Origin of the sequence: Fusobacterium ulcerans (assembly GCF_003019675.1) — a bacterium.
Classification (GTDB): Bacteria; Fusobacteriota; Fusobacteriia; order Fusobacteriales; family Fusobacteriaceae; genus Fusobacterium_A; species Fusobacterium_A ulcerans.
Genome location: NZ_CP028105.1, coordinates 3,283,940 through 3,299,427 on the forward strand (window position 1 = coordinate 3,283,940; position 15,488 = coordinate 3,299,427).

10 protein-coding genes, 2 tRNA genes and 3 rRNA genes are annotated in these 15,488 nt (G+C 34.5%); all 15 read right to left on the reverse strand.

Going from position 1 to position 15,488, the window contains the following annotated elements; genetic code table 11:
- Window positions 1-5 precede the first annotated feature (5 nt).
- Window positions 6-710, reverse strand: coding sequence for a hypothetical protein (locus C4N20_RS15210; protein ID WP_005977058.1), 705 nt, complete (start codon window positions 708-710; stop codon window positions 6-8).
- A 541-nt stretch (window positions 711-1,251) separates the two neighbouring features.
- Window positions 1,252-1,797, reverse strand: coding sequence for a ribonuclease M5 (gene rnmV, locus C4N20_RS15215; RefSeq protein ID WP_005977056.1), 546 nt, complete (start codon window positions 1,795-1,797; stop codon window positions 1,252-1,254).
- A gap of 131 nt (window positions 1,798-1,928) precedes the next feature.
- Window positions 1,929-2,957, reverse strand: coding sequence for an alpha/beta hydrolase (locus C4N20_RS15220; protein ID WP_005977054.1), 1,029 nt, complete (start codon window positions 2,955-2,957; stop codon window positions 1,929-1,931).
- 27 nt (window positions 2,958-2,984) lie between these two features.
- Window positions 2,985-4,376 (reverse strand): asparagine--tRNA ligase, encoded by a 1,392-nt coding sequence (gene asnS / locus C4N20_RS15225; RefSeq protein WP_005977052.1) that lies wholly within the window; start codon window positions 4,374-4,376, stop codon window positions 2,985-2,987.
- An 18-nt stretch (window positions 4,377-4,394) separates the two neighbouring features.
- Window positions 4,395-4,595 carry a DUF896 domain-containing protein gene (locus C4N20_RS15230; protein ID WP_005977049.1) on the reverse strand — a complete coding sequence of 67 codons (201 nt, stop codon included), beginning with the start codon at window positions 4,593-4,595 and terminating at the stop codon, window positions 4,395-4,397.
- 170 nt (window positions 4,596-4,765) lie between these two features.
- Window positions 4,766-5,986, reverse strand: a complete 1,221-nt coding sequence (locus C4N20_RS15235; protein ID WP_106878600.1) for an FtsW/RodA/SpoVE family cell cycle protein — start codon at window positions 5,984-5,986, stop codon at window positions 4,766-4,768.
- A 76-nt stretch (window positions 5,987-6,062) separates the two neighbouring features.
- Window positions 6,063-6,179 (reverse strand): 5S ribosomal RNA (gene rrf / locus C4N20_RS15240).
- 70 nt (window positions 6,180-6,249) lie between these two features.
- Window positions 6,250-9,160 (reverse strand): 23S ribosomal RNA (locus C4N20_RS15245).
- 117 nt (window positions 9,161-9,277) lie between these two features.
- Window positions 9,278-9,353 (reverse strand) — tRNA-Ala (locus C4N20_RS15250).
- Window positions 9,354-9,361: 8 nt separating this feature from the next.
- Window positions 9,362-9,438, reverse strand: a tRNA-Ile gene (locus C4N20_RS15255).
- A gap of 64 nt (window positions 9,439-9,502) precedes the next feature.
- Window positions 9,503-11,010: ribosomal RNA gene (locus C4N20_RS15260) — 16S ribosomal RNA — on the reverse strand.
- The 16S, 23S and 5S rRNA genes sit together here with 2 tRNA genes alongside, the layout of an rRNA operon.
- Window positions 11,011-11,305: 295 nt before the next feature.
- Window positions 11,306-11,623, reverse strand: a complete 318-nt coding sequence (locus tag C4N20_RS15265; protein ID WP_005982340.1) for a cell division protein SepF — start codon at window positions 11,621-11,623, stop codon at window positions 11,306-11,308.
- Window positions 11,624-11,690: 67 nt separating this feature from the next.
- A complete protein-coding gene (locus C4N20_RS15270; protein ID WP_005982338.1) occupies window positions 11,691-12,611 on the reverse strand; it encodes a CsgG/HfaB family protein in 921 nt (306 codons plus the stop codon).
- Window positions 12,612-12,623: 12 nt separating this feature from the next.
- On the reverse strand, window positions 12,624-13,574 hold the full coding sequence (locus C4N20_RS15275; RefSeq protein ID WP_005982336.1) for a DHH family phosphoesterase: 951 nt from the start codon (window positions 13,572-13,574) through the stop codon (window positions 12,624-12,626).
- Window positions 13,575-13,587: 13 nt separating this feature from the next.
- Window positions 13,588-15,486, reverse strand: a complete 1,899-nt coding sequence (gene hprK / locus C4N20_RS15280; RefSeq protein WP_051006491.1) for an HPr(Ser) kinase/phosphatase — start codon at window positions 15,484-15,486, stop codon at window positions 13,588-13,590.
- Window positions 15,487-15,488: the final 2 nt, after the last annotated feature.

Here is a 15,488-nt window from a genome sequence, read left to right on the forward strand (position 1 = left end):
TACATTTATTGTTCAAAAACTCCTAAATCTTTATTATCAAGAAGTAATTCTACTCTGTCATCAGATGTTAAATATGAATATTTTTCAATAAACCATTTTACTAACTCATCATCTCTCTCTATTATTGTTCCATTGTTAATAAAAATATTTATTGTTACTCCTTTAAAATTCTTCAAAGCAATCTCTATATCCTTTTCTATCATTTCTCTAGTCTGCCCCTTTACACATACAAGCAAACATACAGAAAATAATTTTTTACTTACTTCTGCTATTTCATCTTCTTTCATAACAAAATTTTTATTATATACTTTTATTCTAAATTCATTATCAAATGTTTCTACTCCCATTCTAAAGCGTATTTCTACACCTGAAAAATATTTTTTAATTTCCTCAAGCCTTTTTATATATCCATAATAAATTTCAAAATAAAGTACTTTTATATTTTTTTCTATAACTACTCTTTTTATCTTTTCTAAAGTTTTGGGAGTCAACTCAAAAACTGATCCAGAATTTATCACTTCTAAAACTCCATACTCCCCTGTTATCTCTTTTAAAACTTCCATATTTACATTATCTATTTCTTTTTCATCCAAAGAATTATCTTCTATATAGTTACAAAAACTGCATTTCCCATATTTACATGGAAAACTTTTTAGAAGAACTATCTCTCTTTGATGCTTGTCAGTAATTTTATTGTATCTTATTCCCATTTTTGCTCCTTATATAAAATTTTTCAATAAAAAAAGCAGAGCCCAACCTCTGCATAAATAAAAAAAGACTAGTTTTTTATAGATGGTTGGTTCACGCTAGGACATCTCCCTCTTATAGAGGATTTAGTGATTTATTTAATTTAACAACATATTTTATATTTAATTTAATAAAAAGTCAACAATAATTTTATAAAAAAGAATGGCTTTTAAACATAAACTAACTTAAATTTTATATGTAATCATATAATCTAAATATTTTTATTTGTTTTTTTACAATAACATCATATTTAAATATATCATAAAAATTTTATTTAATTTTTAACAGCAACACCATACTTAAATTTAATTTTAAATATATCACAGAAATTTTTATTTAATCTTTTTTTGCAATAACATCATATTTAAATTTAACTGAGAAGCTCTCACTACTTAAAATTACCTCATAATCAGACTATAATTTTCATTTAAAGTGAGAAGCTCCTTCATTAAAAGTTGAATATATTAGAATTTTTATTAAAATTTTCTAAATCTTCTTTTCATCTTAAATACTTTTTAAGGCTTCTTCAAATTCTTCTTTAGATATTCCATATCTATTTAATCTTGATAGGAATTGTTTCCCATTAGAATATCCTATTCCTAATTTTCCTCCAACTTTTTCTCTTCTGACACTAGCATCTCCACTTCCTACGAGCCCGCAATCCATCAGATAATCCATTGTAAAGGTTACAGCCTTATCTTCCAATACACTGCATCTGGCTTTCTCTAATGCCTTTATTATAGCTTCAGGAGAGGCGTTCTCTACTCCTACATCACCATCTTTTGTTCCTTCTATTCTTCTGATATAAGCATCCTTAGCTTCTGGAAAAAATTTATGTATATATTTTCTGATTTCCTCTCCAGCATGATCTGGATCAGTAAGAATTATTATTCCTTTATTTTGATTTGCTACTCTTATTTTTTCAATAGTTCCCTGCTTTCTTACAGCAAATCCATTTACTTGTATAATTTCAGCATCAACAGCAGCTTTTACTGCTGATATATCATCTCTTCCCTCTACAACTATTATTTCTTTTATACTTTTTTTCATCATTACCTCTCAAATATCTCTTTATCTTGATTTATCAACCTATATATTGTATCAGAAATACCAGAAAATTAATAGAGTTTAATAAAAAAACTCCTTGAAGATTTTTAATATCAACAAAGAGTTTTATATATTTACTTATTTATTTTTTCATTGAAAAATTTTAAAAAATTAGACATATCTCTAGCTACATAATCCCATGTATGAGTTTCTCCATCACATAGATAGCCTTTAAAATTATATTTATTTTTTTTCATTCTTCCCATTACATCCAACCATTGCTGAAGCATCAGATGATTTACTCTGTCTTCTATTCCAACACTGGCATAAAAATATTTATCATTTAATTTTTCTGCTTTCATGTATTTTATCATACTGTATGGATCCTCTTTTAATATTTTGTATCCCCATGAACCAAAAACTCTTATAAACTGTTTTTTATCAACACTGCTAAAAAGAAATTTTGGTATGTACATAAATTTAAATAACCTTATAACTCTTCTATTTACACTCATTCTTATAAGATTTATTGCACCAGAAAAACTTCCTATAACTCTAAATATATCTATGTATTTTAATCCTAACTTAAATGCTGCATATCCTCCCATAGAAAAACCAACTATTCCCAATGATGATTTTGGAAGCTGCGTTTTTATCTCTGGAATAAGTTCACCAATTATATAATCTTCATATTGATAACCTTTTTCTGTAGCAAAATTGGAATACCAACTTTGTCCTTCTCCACCAGAACCTGTCAAAATAAATATCATAGGTTTTATATCTCCTTTTTTCAGTAGAGATACATAGTTTTCTAATAATTTTCCTTTCTCTAACCAGTCTTTATTTTCATCTCTCAGCCCATGAAGAAGAAAAAGGCAAGGAATATTATCTTTTATATTATTTTTAGGGGTAATAATAGTATATTTCATTTCTTCATTCACAAAAGAACTTTTTATACTTCTTTCTTCTAAAACTACATATTCATTAATTTCATCTTGTGAAATATCTGAATAGTCTGTAGCTGAATTTTTTATAAATTCAATTTCTTCAAAGCTGTTAACTCTTTTCAATTTTCTGGCAAGTTTTGATTTATATGGATAAGTTATTATATAAAATATACCCAGCATAATCATTATCCAGAGTAAAAAAAACTTTAATACCATCTTTGATCCCCTTAATTAACATTATAATTAAAATTCTGCGTTATTAGGTGTTCTTGGGAACGGAATTACGTCACGGATATTTGTCATTCCAGTTACATACATAATCATTCTTTCAAATCCCAATCCATATCCTGAATGAGGGAAGCTTCCATATTTTCTTAAATCTAAATAGAATCCATAGTCTTCTGTATTCATTCCTAATTCATTTATTCTTCCTTCAAGAATTTCAAGATTATCTTCTCTTTGAGAACCACCGATGATTTCTCCAATTCCAGGAGCTAATAAGTCCATTGCTCTTACAGTTTTTCCATCTTCATTAAGTTTCATATAAAATGCTTTTATATCTTTTGGATAATCAGTAAGGAAAACTGGCTTTTTAAAATATTCCTCAGCTAAGTATCTTTCATGCTCACTTTGAAGATCAATTCCCCATTTTACTGGATAATCAAATTTCTTTCCTGATTTTTCAAGTATTTCAATAGCTTCAGTGTATGTAAGTCTTCCAAAGTCACTATTTAATACATTGTTAAGTTTATCAAATAATCCTTTTTCAATAAATTGATTGAAGAATTCCATTTCTTCTGGACATTGTTCTAAAACATATTTAATTATATATTTTACCATAGCTTCTGCAAGTTCCATATTAGCTTCAAGATCAGCAAAAGCTATTTCTGGCTCTATCATCCAGAACTCTGAAGCATGTCTTGCAGTATTAGAATATTCTGCTCTAAATGTAGGTCCAAATGTATATATATTTCTAAAAGCAGCACAATAAGTTTCTCCACTTAGTTGTCCGCTTACAGTCAAGTTAGTTTCTTTTCCAAAGAAATCTTTAGAAGAGTCTACTTTTCCATCTTCGCCTTTAGGAAGATCATTTAAATCTAAAGTAGTTACTCTGAACATTTCTCCAGCACCTTCAGCATCAGACCCAGTTATTATTGGAGTATGTACATATACAAATCCATTTTCCTGGAAAAATTTATGAATAGCATAGGCTATAACTGATCTTACTCTAAATACAGCTGAAAATGTATTAGTTCTAGGTCTTAAATGAGCTTTTGTTCTCAAGTATTCAAAAGTATGTCTTTTATTTTGTAAAGGATAATCTAAATCAGCCTTTTGATATATTTCTACACCATTTGCTATTATTTCTATATCTTGTCCAGCCCCTTGAGACCTTACTAATTTTCCATTTACTCTTATTGAAGAAATTATAGATAAACGTGAAATTTCATCAAAATTATTTAATTTTGTATCAAATACTATTTGGATTCCTTTAAAAAATGATCCATCATTAATTTCTATAAAACCAAAGTTTTTTTGAACTCTGATTTTCTTTATCCATCCTGATATTTCTATTTCTTGATCAATAAACTTTTCTTTGTCTCTGTATAGAGACTTAACTGTTACTTTTTCCATTTTTACCCCCGTAAAACTTTATATTATTTTTGTACTGTTTTCAACTTCGCCATCTACTATTGTTATATTATCTAAATGCCCTTTTACTTGAGCTCTAAATTGCTCCATATACATTTTTCTAAACAATTCTCTTTCTTTTTTTTCATCAAGAGTCAATTCTCTTTCTCTTGAAAGTTTTGTAAAATAATTTATTTTTTCTATTATTTTATTCATTTCCATATTATTTATCTCCTCATTAATTCTTTTATTTTCTTTCCCTAAAAAATGCTTAATTCTTGAAATAAAAAATTAATAATGTCATTATATCATATATAGGACTGGAATTAAAGCCCCTCTTTTACAAGTTATTCTTTTTTTACAAAAATCTATATCTAAATCTTAATATTTATTTATTCTTCTGAGTTTATGTTTCTTATAATTCCAAAAGCTGAAAATATAGTTATAAGGGAAGTCCCACCATAACTGAATATTGGCATAGGTATTCCGAATACTGGAAGCATACCAAGTGCAACATATATATTTATCAATACCTGTGTTATCAAGTAACCACCAATACCAATTGCCAGATATTTTCCGAAATAACTTTTGCACTCCATAGCAGTTCTTTTTATAAGATTAAAAATCAAAAAGAAAAATATCATTATAATAAACATTCCAATAAAACCAAGTTCTTCTCCATATGAAGCTAAGATAAAGTCTGTTCTTATTTCTGGAAGATAACTGTATTTTTGTACTCCATTTGCATATCCTTTTCCTAAAATACCTCCGCTTCCAAAGGCTAAAAGAGATTGTCCTACTTGATAACCTATAGCATTGTCATATTCATTATTAAGAATTCCATTTAAAAAACTTCCTATTCTTCTCATCTTATATCCCTTACCTGAAACATCTCCTAAATGATGAACATAGAGGCATATTCCAGTCATTCCGACTACTCCTGCTGTTATTACTGACACTATCCATTTAGTGTCTATTCTTGACATAAACAGCATAAAAAGCAGTATAGCTATGTAATGTATCATTGTTCCCAGATCATCTTGAAACATTATAAAAAATCCAAATAAAACCATTATAGGCATAACAGAAAAAACTATTGAAAGATTTTTAGCTCCATCTCTTTCACATCTCTCTAAAATATGAGCAATAAGAATTATAAAAGGAAGTTTTAATAATTCCGCTGGCTGCAAACTAAACCCAAATAAACGTATCCATCCTATAGCTCCATTTATTCTGGGAACTATCCCAGGAAACATTTTGGCTCCTATTAAAATAAATGAAAATAAAGCCACAGTTATTATTAAAAGAAAAAGATTAAATCCATTTTTATTATAATGTTTATAATTTATACTCCCAGTAAATATCAAAGCAAAAAAAGCAAGGAACATATATATAAGATAATTGGTGAAAATTCCTATACCTCTTGTATATATAGTATAAAAACTTGCACTAAGCATATTTAGTACACTAAGTATTATTAAAATAAGAATACAACCCATCATAGTTAAACTTCGTCTTTTTTTTCTTTTTTTGTCTTCTTTTTCTTTTTGTTCCTTTTTGAGAATGTTTATTTTGTGGTAAATATTTTTATCATCTATATTTGTATTAGCCATTTGTCCTCCACTATAAACTCCAAAAAATAAAAAAATATTCCCCGAATGGAGAGTTCTAAAAAATGTTATAAAAAAAGCTTGGCAAGTTCCTATCCTCCCGGGAGGCTTCCCTCCAAGTACTTTCAGCGTTTACGGGCTTAACTTCTGGGTTCGGAATGGGACCAGGTGTACCCCCGCAGCTATTCTTACCAAGCTGTGTGTGTATTATTTCTAATAGACACTTGAAACTATATAGTAGCATACGCTTTCGCGCTTTCAATCTTTAGGTTAAAACTTTGACTTATTAGTATTGGTCAGCTAAAAGCCTCGCAGCTCTTACACCCCCAACCTATCAACCTTCTAGTCTCGAAGGAGTCTTAAAGAATACTTATCTTGAAGCTGGTTTCCCGCTTAGATGCTTTCAGCGGTTATCCGTTCCAAACGTGACTACCCAGCTGTGCCACTGGCGTGACAACTGGTACATCAGAGGTTTGTCCATCCCGGTCCTCTCGTACTAAGGACAGATCTTCTCAATATTCTAACGCCTACAGTGGATAGGGACCGAACTGTCTCACGACGTTCTGAACCCAGCTCACGTACCGCTTTAATGGGCGAACAGCCCAACCCTTGGGACCTTCTCCAGCCCCAGGATGCGATGAGCCGACATCGAGGTGCCAAACTTTGCCGTCGATATGGACTCTCGGGCAAAATCAGCCTGTTATCCCCAGGGTAGCTTTTATCCGTTGAGCGACGACCCTTCCATTCGGAATCGCCGGATCACTATGTCCTGCTTTCGCACCTGCTCGACCCGTCAGTCTCGCAGTTAAGCTCTCTTATGCCATTGCACTCTGCGGTTGATTTCCATCCAACCTGAGAGAACCTTTGAACGCCTCCGTTACTCTTTCGGAGGCGACCGCCCCAGTCAAACTGCCCACCTAGCACTGTTTCCGTGGCTACAAACCACAGATTAGAATTTCGACATTGAATGGTTGGTATTCCACCGACAACTCCAATACAGCTAGCGCCATATCTTCATAGTTTCCCAACTATCCTATACATGCAATGCCAAAACCCAATACCAAGCTACAGTAAAGCTCCATGGGGTCTTTCCGTCCTACTGTAGGTAACCGGTATCTTCACCGGTAGTACAATTTCACCAGGCCTCCCGTCAAGACAGCGCTCAAATCATTACACCATTCGTGCAGGTCGGAACTTACCCGACAAGGAATTTCGCTACCTTAGGACCGTTATAGTTACGGCCGCCGTTCACCGGGGCTTCAATTCGGAGCTCTCACTCCTCCTCTTAACCTTCCGGCACTGGGCAGGTGTCAGCCCATATACATCGCCTTACAGCTTAGCATAGACCTGTGTTTTTGTTAAACAGTTGCTTGAGCCTCTTCACTGCGACCCCCAAATGCTTTACAGCGCGTAGCTGTTAACATCCAGGGGCACCCCTTCTCCCAAAGTTACGGGGCAATTTTGCAGAGTTCCTTAACGAGAGTTAGCCTGTCCGCCTTAGATTTCTCATCCTGACCACCTGTGTCGGTTTCGGGTACGGGCAGTTATACCTTAACGTTAGAAGCTTTTCTCGGCAGCGTGGGATTTGTGCATTCATCTTACGACTATATATCACACCTCAAGTCTAATCTAGCGGATTTTCCTACTAGACCACTCTACATGCTTTTACGGGAACTTCCGTTCTCCCGCGCACATACCCTTCTGCGTCCCTCCATCACAAAATATAACTGGCACAGAAATATTAATCTGTTTTCCATTCGCCTACGCATTTTAGCCTCGGCTTAGGTCCCGGCTTACTCAGGGAAGACAAGCTTTACCCTGAAAACCTTGGTCTTCCGGCGAGGGGGATTCTCGCCCCCTTTCTCGCTACTTATTCCTGCATTCTCACTTCTGATACCTCCAGAGTTGCTTACGCTTCTCCTTCAACGGCCTACAGAACGCTCTCCTACCAATTGCTTACGCAATTCCACAGCTTCGGTTTATAACTTAGCCCCGTTACATTGTCGGCGCAGAGACTCTCGACCAGTGAGCTATTACGCACTCTTTAAAGGTATGGCTGCTTCTAAGCCAACCTCCTGGTTGTTTGTGAATCTCCACCTCCTTTCCCACTTAGTTATAATTAGGGACCTTAGCTGGTGGTCTGGGTTGTTTCCCTTTTGACAATGGAAGTTAATTCCCATAGTCTCACTCCTGAGCTTTGAATTATGGTATTCGGAGTTTGATTGAATTCAGTAAGCAATATGCCCCCTAGTTCATTCAGTGCTCTACCCCCATAATTAAACACTCAAGGCTGCACCTAAATGCATTTCGGAGAGAACGAGCTATCTCCTAGTTCGATTGGCTTTTCACCCCTAAACCTACCTCATCTCCCAACTTTTCAACGGCGGTGAGTTCGGGCCTCCACTGTGTCTTACCACAGCTTCACCCTGGACAGGCTTAGATCACCAGGTTTCGCGTCTACGCCCAGCGACTATGTCGCCCTGTTCAGACTCGGTTTCCCTTCGGCTCCGTTATACTTAACCTCGCCACTGAACGTAACTCGCAGGATCATTCTCCAAAAGGCACGCCATCACTCCGAAGAGCTCTGACCGCTTGTAAGCACACAGTTTCAGGTTCTATTTCACTCCCCTCCCGGGGTTCTTTTCACCTTTCCCTCACGGTACTATACGCTATCGGTTAGTAAGAGTATTTAGCCTTACGAGATATGGTCCTCGCAGATTCACACAGAATTCCTCGTGTTCCATGTTACTTGGGAGAGAACATACATTCTAATGAGTTTACCTGTACAGGATTATCACCTTCTACGATCTAGCTTTCCAACTAGTTCCAGTTCGGTCATTAGATATGTTGAATATCTTACAGTTCTTCAAACGTTCTTCCCACAACCCCATATAAGCAACGGCTGTATCCTTGACACTTATATGGTTTAGGCTCATCCCCGTTCGCTCGCCGCTACTTGGGGAATCGTTTTTACTTTCTTTTCCTCGAGTTACTTAGATGTTTCAGTTCACTCGGTACCCTCTTTCGTGCTAAGACTCCATCTTAGCAGATTGCTCCATTCGGAAATCTTGGGGTTGGCGCTCGTTTGCAGCTAACCCAAGCTTATCGCAGCTTACCACGTCCTTCATCGGCTCTTACTACCTAGGCATTCCCTGTGTGCCCTTAATTATTTTAACCTATTTTGTTTTTGTTTAATTTGATTGACAGCTAACTCTGTTTATATAAACAAGAGTTAAAATTGTATTTAATCTACTATATAGTTTCCAATGTCCATAAAAAAATCGAAAAAAAATTTGGTGGAGATAAGCGGGATCGAACCGCTGACCTACGCAGTGCAAGTGCGTCGCTCTCCCAACTGAGCTATATCCCCATACTTATTGGTGCGTTTGAGTGGACTCGAACCACCGACCTCACGCTTATCAGGCGTGTGCTCTAACCAGCTGAGCTACAAACGCAACTGTGATAAAGTTGCACAAGAACATTATCAATAGAATAGAGAAAGAGAAATGATCTCCTTAGAAAGGAGGTGATCCATCCGCACGTTCCCGTACGGATACCTTGTTACGACTTCACCCCAATCGCTAATCACACCCTCGGAACATCCCTCCTTACGGTTAGGCCTGTTACTTCAGGTGCAACCAACTCTCGTGGTGTGACGGGCGGTGTGTACAAGACCCGAGAACGTATTCACCGCAACATAGCTGATTTGCGATTACTAGCGATTCCAACTTCATGTACTCGAGTTGCAGAGTACAATCCGAACTAAGAATAGTTTTATGAGATTAGCTTACCCTCGCAGGTTTGCAGCTCTCTGTACTACCCATTGTAGCACGTGTGTAGCCCAGCGTATAAGGGGCATGATGACTTGACGTCATCCCCACCTTCCTCCTGCTCATCGCAGGCAGTCTCGCATGAGTCCCCAACTTAATGATGGTAACATACGAAAGGGGTTGCGCTCGTTGCGGGACTTAACCCAACATCTCACGACACGAGCTGACGACAGCCATGCACCACCTGTCACCAAGTTCCTCCGAAGAGGCACGAAAACATCTCTGTTAACTTCTTGGGATGTCAAACGCTGGTAAGGTTCCTCGCGTTGCGTCGAATTAAACCACATGCTCCACCGCTTGTGCGGGTCCCCGTCAATTCCTTTGAGTTTCATACTTGCGTACGTACTCCCCAGGCGGATTACTTATCGCGTTAGCTTGGGCGCTGAGGTTCGACCCCCAACACCTAGTAATCATCGTTTACGGCGTGGACTACCAGGGTATCTAATCCTGTTTGCTACCCACGCTTTCGCGCTTTAGCGTCAGTATCTGTCCAGTAGGCTGGCTTCCCCATCGGCATTCCTACAAATATCTACGAATTTCACCTCTACACTTGTAGTTCCGCCTACCTCTCCAGTACTCTAGTTTAGCAGTTTCCAACGCAATACGGGGTTGAGCCCCGCATTTTCACATCAGACTTACTAAGCCGCCTAGACGCGCTTTACGCCCAATAAATCCGGATAACGCTTGCGACATACGTATTACCGCGGCTGCTGGCACGTATTTAGCCGTCGCTTCTTCTGTTGGTACCGTCACTGACTTCTTCCCAACTGAAAGCACTTTACATTCCGAAAAACTTCATCGTGCACACAGAATTGCTGGATCAGACTTTTGGTCCATTGTCCAATATTCCCCACTGCTGCCTCCCGTAGGAGTAAGGGCCGTGTCTCAGTCCCCTTGTGGCCGTTCACCCTCTCAGGCCGGCTACCCATCATCGTCTTGGTGAGCCGTTACCTCACCAACTAACTAATGGGACGCAAAGCTCTCTCACAGCGCATATAGCTTTCATAACCAGATCATGCGACCCAATCATAATATCCGGTATTAGCATTCGTTTCCAAATGTTGTCCCAGTCTGTAAGGCAAGTTCTTTACGCGTTACTCACCCGTCCGCCACCTTCACCCGAAGGATCAAGTAGACTTGCATGTGTTAAGCATTCTGTCAGCGTTCATCCTGAGCCAGGATCAAACTCTTCGTTCAATCTATTTACTCAGTTATATAACTGATTGTTTACACCTATTTATTGTTTGTTGATTTTTTCATCTCTCTCTATTCTGTTGTTAATGTCCTTTTTATTGTTTTTCTTTTCTGTCCCCTTTTCTCGTGGACAAGGATTATAATACCATAATTAGCAATTCACGTCAACAGTTTTTTTTATTTTTTTAAAAGTATTTTGTAATCTATTATATTACCCTTTGATTTTATTAGAATCTTTAAAATAAAAAAACTGGCTTGAAGTTTTTTATTGCTAAATTCCAAGTCAGTTTTTTATAAATTATTTTTTGTATGATGGAATTATTTCTTCCTCTTCATCATATCTTGAATCCATCACACTATTTCTATCTTTGTATTCAAAGACAAATTTTTTATTTTTAGGAATAGTGCAGAATACTTTTTCTCCCGGATTTACTATCTGTCCCTCTTGAATATATACTGCCCCACTAATATAATCTAGTATTCTTTGAGAATCATTTGCATCTAAGTCAAAAAGATTTATGTGAACTATTCTATCTTTTTTTATATGTTCTATACATTTCATACAATCTTCAAATTTAGTTGGTTTAATAAAAACTATATTGACATCCATATCCATATTTTATCTCCTCTTATCATTTAATACTTATACATTAAGGATACTATTTTATTTATATTTTTTCAACTTATTTATTTTTTATTTTTACAATTCCAGGAACAGTGAAATTTTTTCCATCATATCTTAAAGAGGCAGCCTCTTCTCCAATATAATTTGTCACTACTGCATTTCCTACTCTTTCTTCTTCATATCCTAGAATTTCTCCTCTATACTCTATTGGAGCTCCTATTTTATATACTTCCATTTCAGTTCCTAATTTTAAGTTGCTGTTAGCACCTGAATTTATTATTATTGTATTTCCAGATTTTTTTACAATACTTGCACTCCAAGGCATTGAATCCAGTTTTTTTACTATTTTCTCTACTCCTTGTATTACAGCAGCTCTAAATGCTTCTTCTTCTAAAGAAGTATACGATCCGTATGTTCCAGCTCCAAGTACAGTTCCAAATGTGACACTTGAACTTCCTTCACCTGTTTCTATCCATACTTTTCCATTAGTTACATCTATAACTTTTAACTCAATAACAACTTCTGCTTTCTGTTCCTTGCTTTTTGAAAATAATGATTTATTCCCAGTAGTATTCAACGCATATTTTGTTACACTTCCTATCACTACAAAATCTGTATCTAAAAACTTTTGTCTGGATAACAATGATTTTTCACCTAAAGTATTAGAAAAGGCTAATTCTTCTATAACAGAATCTAAATCACTTCTTTCCAATACATTAAATCTTCCAGAGTTTGAAAATTCAGAGGCAAGAATATCTTTTGTTGTTATGTCTGTTCTTTGTGTTCCAAATCTCGAATAATTTTTTACCTTCCCAATAACTACTCTCCTCTTAGGAAGAGTATTCTCCTTCAAAGTATTATATTCTCTCAAGCTGACTACTTTGTCATCTTTTTTTATATTACTTTCTACTCCTGTTTTTCCACAAGATAAAAGAAGAAGGGATATAAAAATCATTCCTGCAATATTCCTTGATTTCATTTTTCACTCTCCTTATAACTTTTCTAAAATTATTTTAACTATTTCCTCAGCTGAAAGATTGCTTGTAAAACCAGAAGCTTTACGATGTCCTCCACCGCCAAATATCCCAGCTATAACATTTACATCTGTATCATGTTTACTTCTCATACTTCCTTTAATAACACCTATTGCATCTTCTCTCAAAAATAAAGATACTTCTGCTTTTTCATATGATACTAAATTCTCTACTATTTCTTCTGTATCTTCTTTTCTTCCACCATTTTTCATAAAATCCTTATTAGAAAGATAAAAATAAGCCAGTCTCTTTTTTTCATCAAATTTCATTTCATACATAGCCTGACCTAAAAATTTTATTGCTGCCATACTTTTAGTATTTAAAAATTCTCTAACTATTTTAGAATTATTAACTCCTATTTTAACCAGATGTCCTGCCATTTTAAATGTTTCTTCAGTAACATTATCGTGTTTAAAATTTCCTGTATCATTTACAAGTCCAGTGTATAGAGATTCTCCTATATTTATATCTATTTCAACATTTAAAAATTTTAAAAACTTATATATTATTTCACTTGTAGAAGAAATGTTTTCTACATAATTAATATCTCCATATTTTGGATTACTAATATGATGATCTATATTTATTGTAAATATATTTTTTATTGCATTTTCCACATTGCCTATTCTGCTCAAAGCAGCACTGTCTACACATATAGCTAAATCTATATCATATTTTTTATTGGAATCATACATTTCTGCTCTTCTTTCTAATTCCAAAAATTTTACTCTGTCAGGAGTTTTGTCCTGAAGAACAAATCTTACCTCACACTTATTATTAAATTTTTCAATTCCAGCTAAAAGAGCAAGCCCTGCTCCAATCGCATCTCCATCTGGATTTACATGAGAAGTGATAAGTATTTTTTTGCTTTCCATTATCTTATTTTTTATATTTAAAAAACTTTCCAAAATTCCCTCCTGACTATGCTTCCAAAATTTTTCTTTCCTCTTCAGTCATTCTTTTCATTCCTTCTTCATAAAGTTTTTCAGGATCATGACCAAGCATTATTGCCATAAGATTCATAACAGCTATCTCTACCATTGCAGCTGCATTTCTTCCAGAAGATATATATAATATTACTTTAGGTATTTTATTTCCTAATATTTCTGATGAAGTACTCTGATAATCTACTGATGTAAGATAATTATCTCTTTCCTGTTCTTTTAATTCTATTATAATATCTAATTTTTTATTTATTCTTACAGCTCCCAATCCATACAGAGTTTTTATATCAATTATTCCCAATCCTCTTATCTCCATAAAATATGGAAGTTTAGCAGCTTTACCAATTATATCTCCACTTACATCTTTTACAAATTTTACCATATCATCTGCTATCAGTCTATGTCCTCTATGAATAAGTTCAAGTGCAGTCTCACTTTTTCCTATTCCACTTTTCCCTACAAGAAGCACTCCAAATCCATATAACTCTAAGAATACACCATGCAGTGACAAATTAGGAGTAAAATATGTTTCTAAAAATCCATTGAAGTTTGCTATCAGCTGTGAAGATTTTTTATATGGACTTCTGCAAAGTATAAGGTCTTTTTCTTTTATTAAGTCAAAGAAATATTGCGGCATCTCTGCATCAGATGTAAGTACAATTATTGGAAAATGAAATTCTAAATATCTCTTTAAATTCTCTATCCTCTTCTCCTCAGATAAACTTTCCAAATACTTGAATTCTACCTTTGAAAAAAGTTGAACTCCTGTATAACCTTCATCTTCATACATATCAACATACCCTGATAATGCTAGAGATGGTCTGTGTATTCCAGTAGTTTTTACATATGTACTGTCTAATTTATCTTCTCCATGTAAAACTTTTAAGTTAAATTCATTTTTTAATTTTCTAACTGGAAGCAGTTTATCGTTATTCATATCACTATCTCCTTGTTTTACCCTATTTGCAGCTATTATTTTTTTAGATTCCTGCATGAAATATTCTGCTGAATTTACTCCCATCATTTTCAATCTATAATTTAAAGCTGCTGTTTCTAAAATTATTGCAAGATTTCTTCCTTTTCTTACAGGAACTGTAACTTTTGGAATTTTTTCTCCTAAAAACTCTTCATATACCTCATCCAGCCCAAGTCTGTCATAGAATTTTTTTTCATCCCATTCTTCAAGTACTACAAGCATATCTATTCTTTTCATTTTTCTTGTTGCTTTGATTCCAAATTGAGTAGTTACATCTATTTTACTTCCATCTCTATTATTTACTATAAAGAAATGGCTGTCCATTATAGTTTTATCAAAACGATTATATCCTTCCAGGTCATTCTCTGCCATTCTTTTTATAATAAGATTATTGTCAGTTATAAGTTTATGTCCTCTTTCCAGCAGTTCTATAGTTACTCCTAATTTTGCATCTTCATATCCTGTAAGCATTACTCCTACTCCAAGTATTTCAAGAAGCATATATCCATTAATCATCTTTTCTTCTGCCAATTCTTTAGATAAGAAAAATTTCATTTCTCTTATAGTTTTAGATGTTCTCATAGGACTTTTAAGAATAGTTTTATTATTCTTTTTTGCAGCCTCTACCATTTCTTTAGTAACTTTAGTTTCTCCTGTTATAATAAGTGCTGGAAAATTATAAGTGAAATATTTATTCCACATTTCAGATTTTTTTTCTGAAGATAACTTGTCCACATATATAGCTTCTTTTTTACCAAATATATGAAGATACTTATTTAATTCATCTCCATCTTCATCAAAAAATCCTATTAATTCATACCCTATCTGATATAAGCTTGGTGTATTTATTTCAAAGTCAAGATCACCTTCATTTACCAGTTCCATATTAAAATGTTCCATTA

What these genes read in the sequence shown, in the direction of transcription:
- C4N20_RS15210 (WP_005977058.1), bottom strand. Translation starts at nt 710, where the DNA reads ATGGGAATAAGATACAATAAAATTACTGACAAGCATCAAAGAGAGATA.
- rnmV (WP_005977056.1), bottom strand. Translation starts at nt 1,797, where the DNA reads ATGAAAAAAAGTATAAAAGAAATAATAGTTGTAGAGGGAAGAGATGAT.
- C4N20_RS15220 (WP_005977054.1), bottom strand. Translation starts at nt 2,957, where the DNA reads ATGGTATTAAAGTTTTTTTTACTCTGGATAATGATTATGCTGGGTATA.
- asnS (WP_005977052.1), bottom strand. Translation starts at nt 4,376, where the DNA reads ATGGAAAAAGTAACAGTTAAGTCTCTATACAGAGACAAAGAAAAGTTT.
- C4N20_RS15230 (WP_005977049.1), bottom strand. Translation starts at nt 4,595, where the DNA reads ATGGAAATGAATAAAATAATAGAAAAAATAAATTATTTTACAAAACTT.
- C4N20_RS15235 (WP_106878600.1), bottom strand. Translation starts at nt 5,986, where the DNA reads ATGGCTAATACAAATATAGATGATAAAAATATTTACCACAAAATAAAC.
- C4N20_RS15265 (WP_005982340.1), bottom strand. Translation starts at nt 11,623, where the DNA reads ATGGATATGGATGTCAATATAGTTTTTATTAAACCAACTAAATTTGAA.
- C4N20_RS15270 (WP_005982338.1), bottom strand. Translation starts at nt 12,611, where the DNA reads ATGAAATCAAGGAATATTGCAGGAATGATTTTTATATCCCTTCTTCTT.
- hprK (WP_051006491.1), bottom strand. Translation starts at nt 15,486, where the DNA reads ATGGAACATTTTAATATGGAACTGGTAAATGAAGGTGATCTTGACTTT.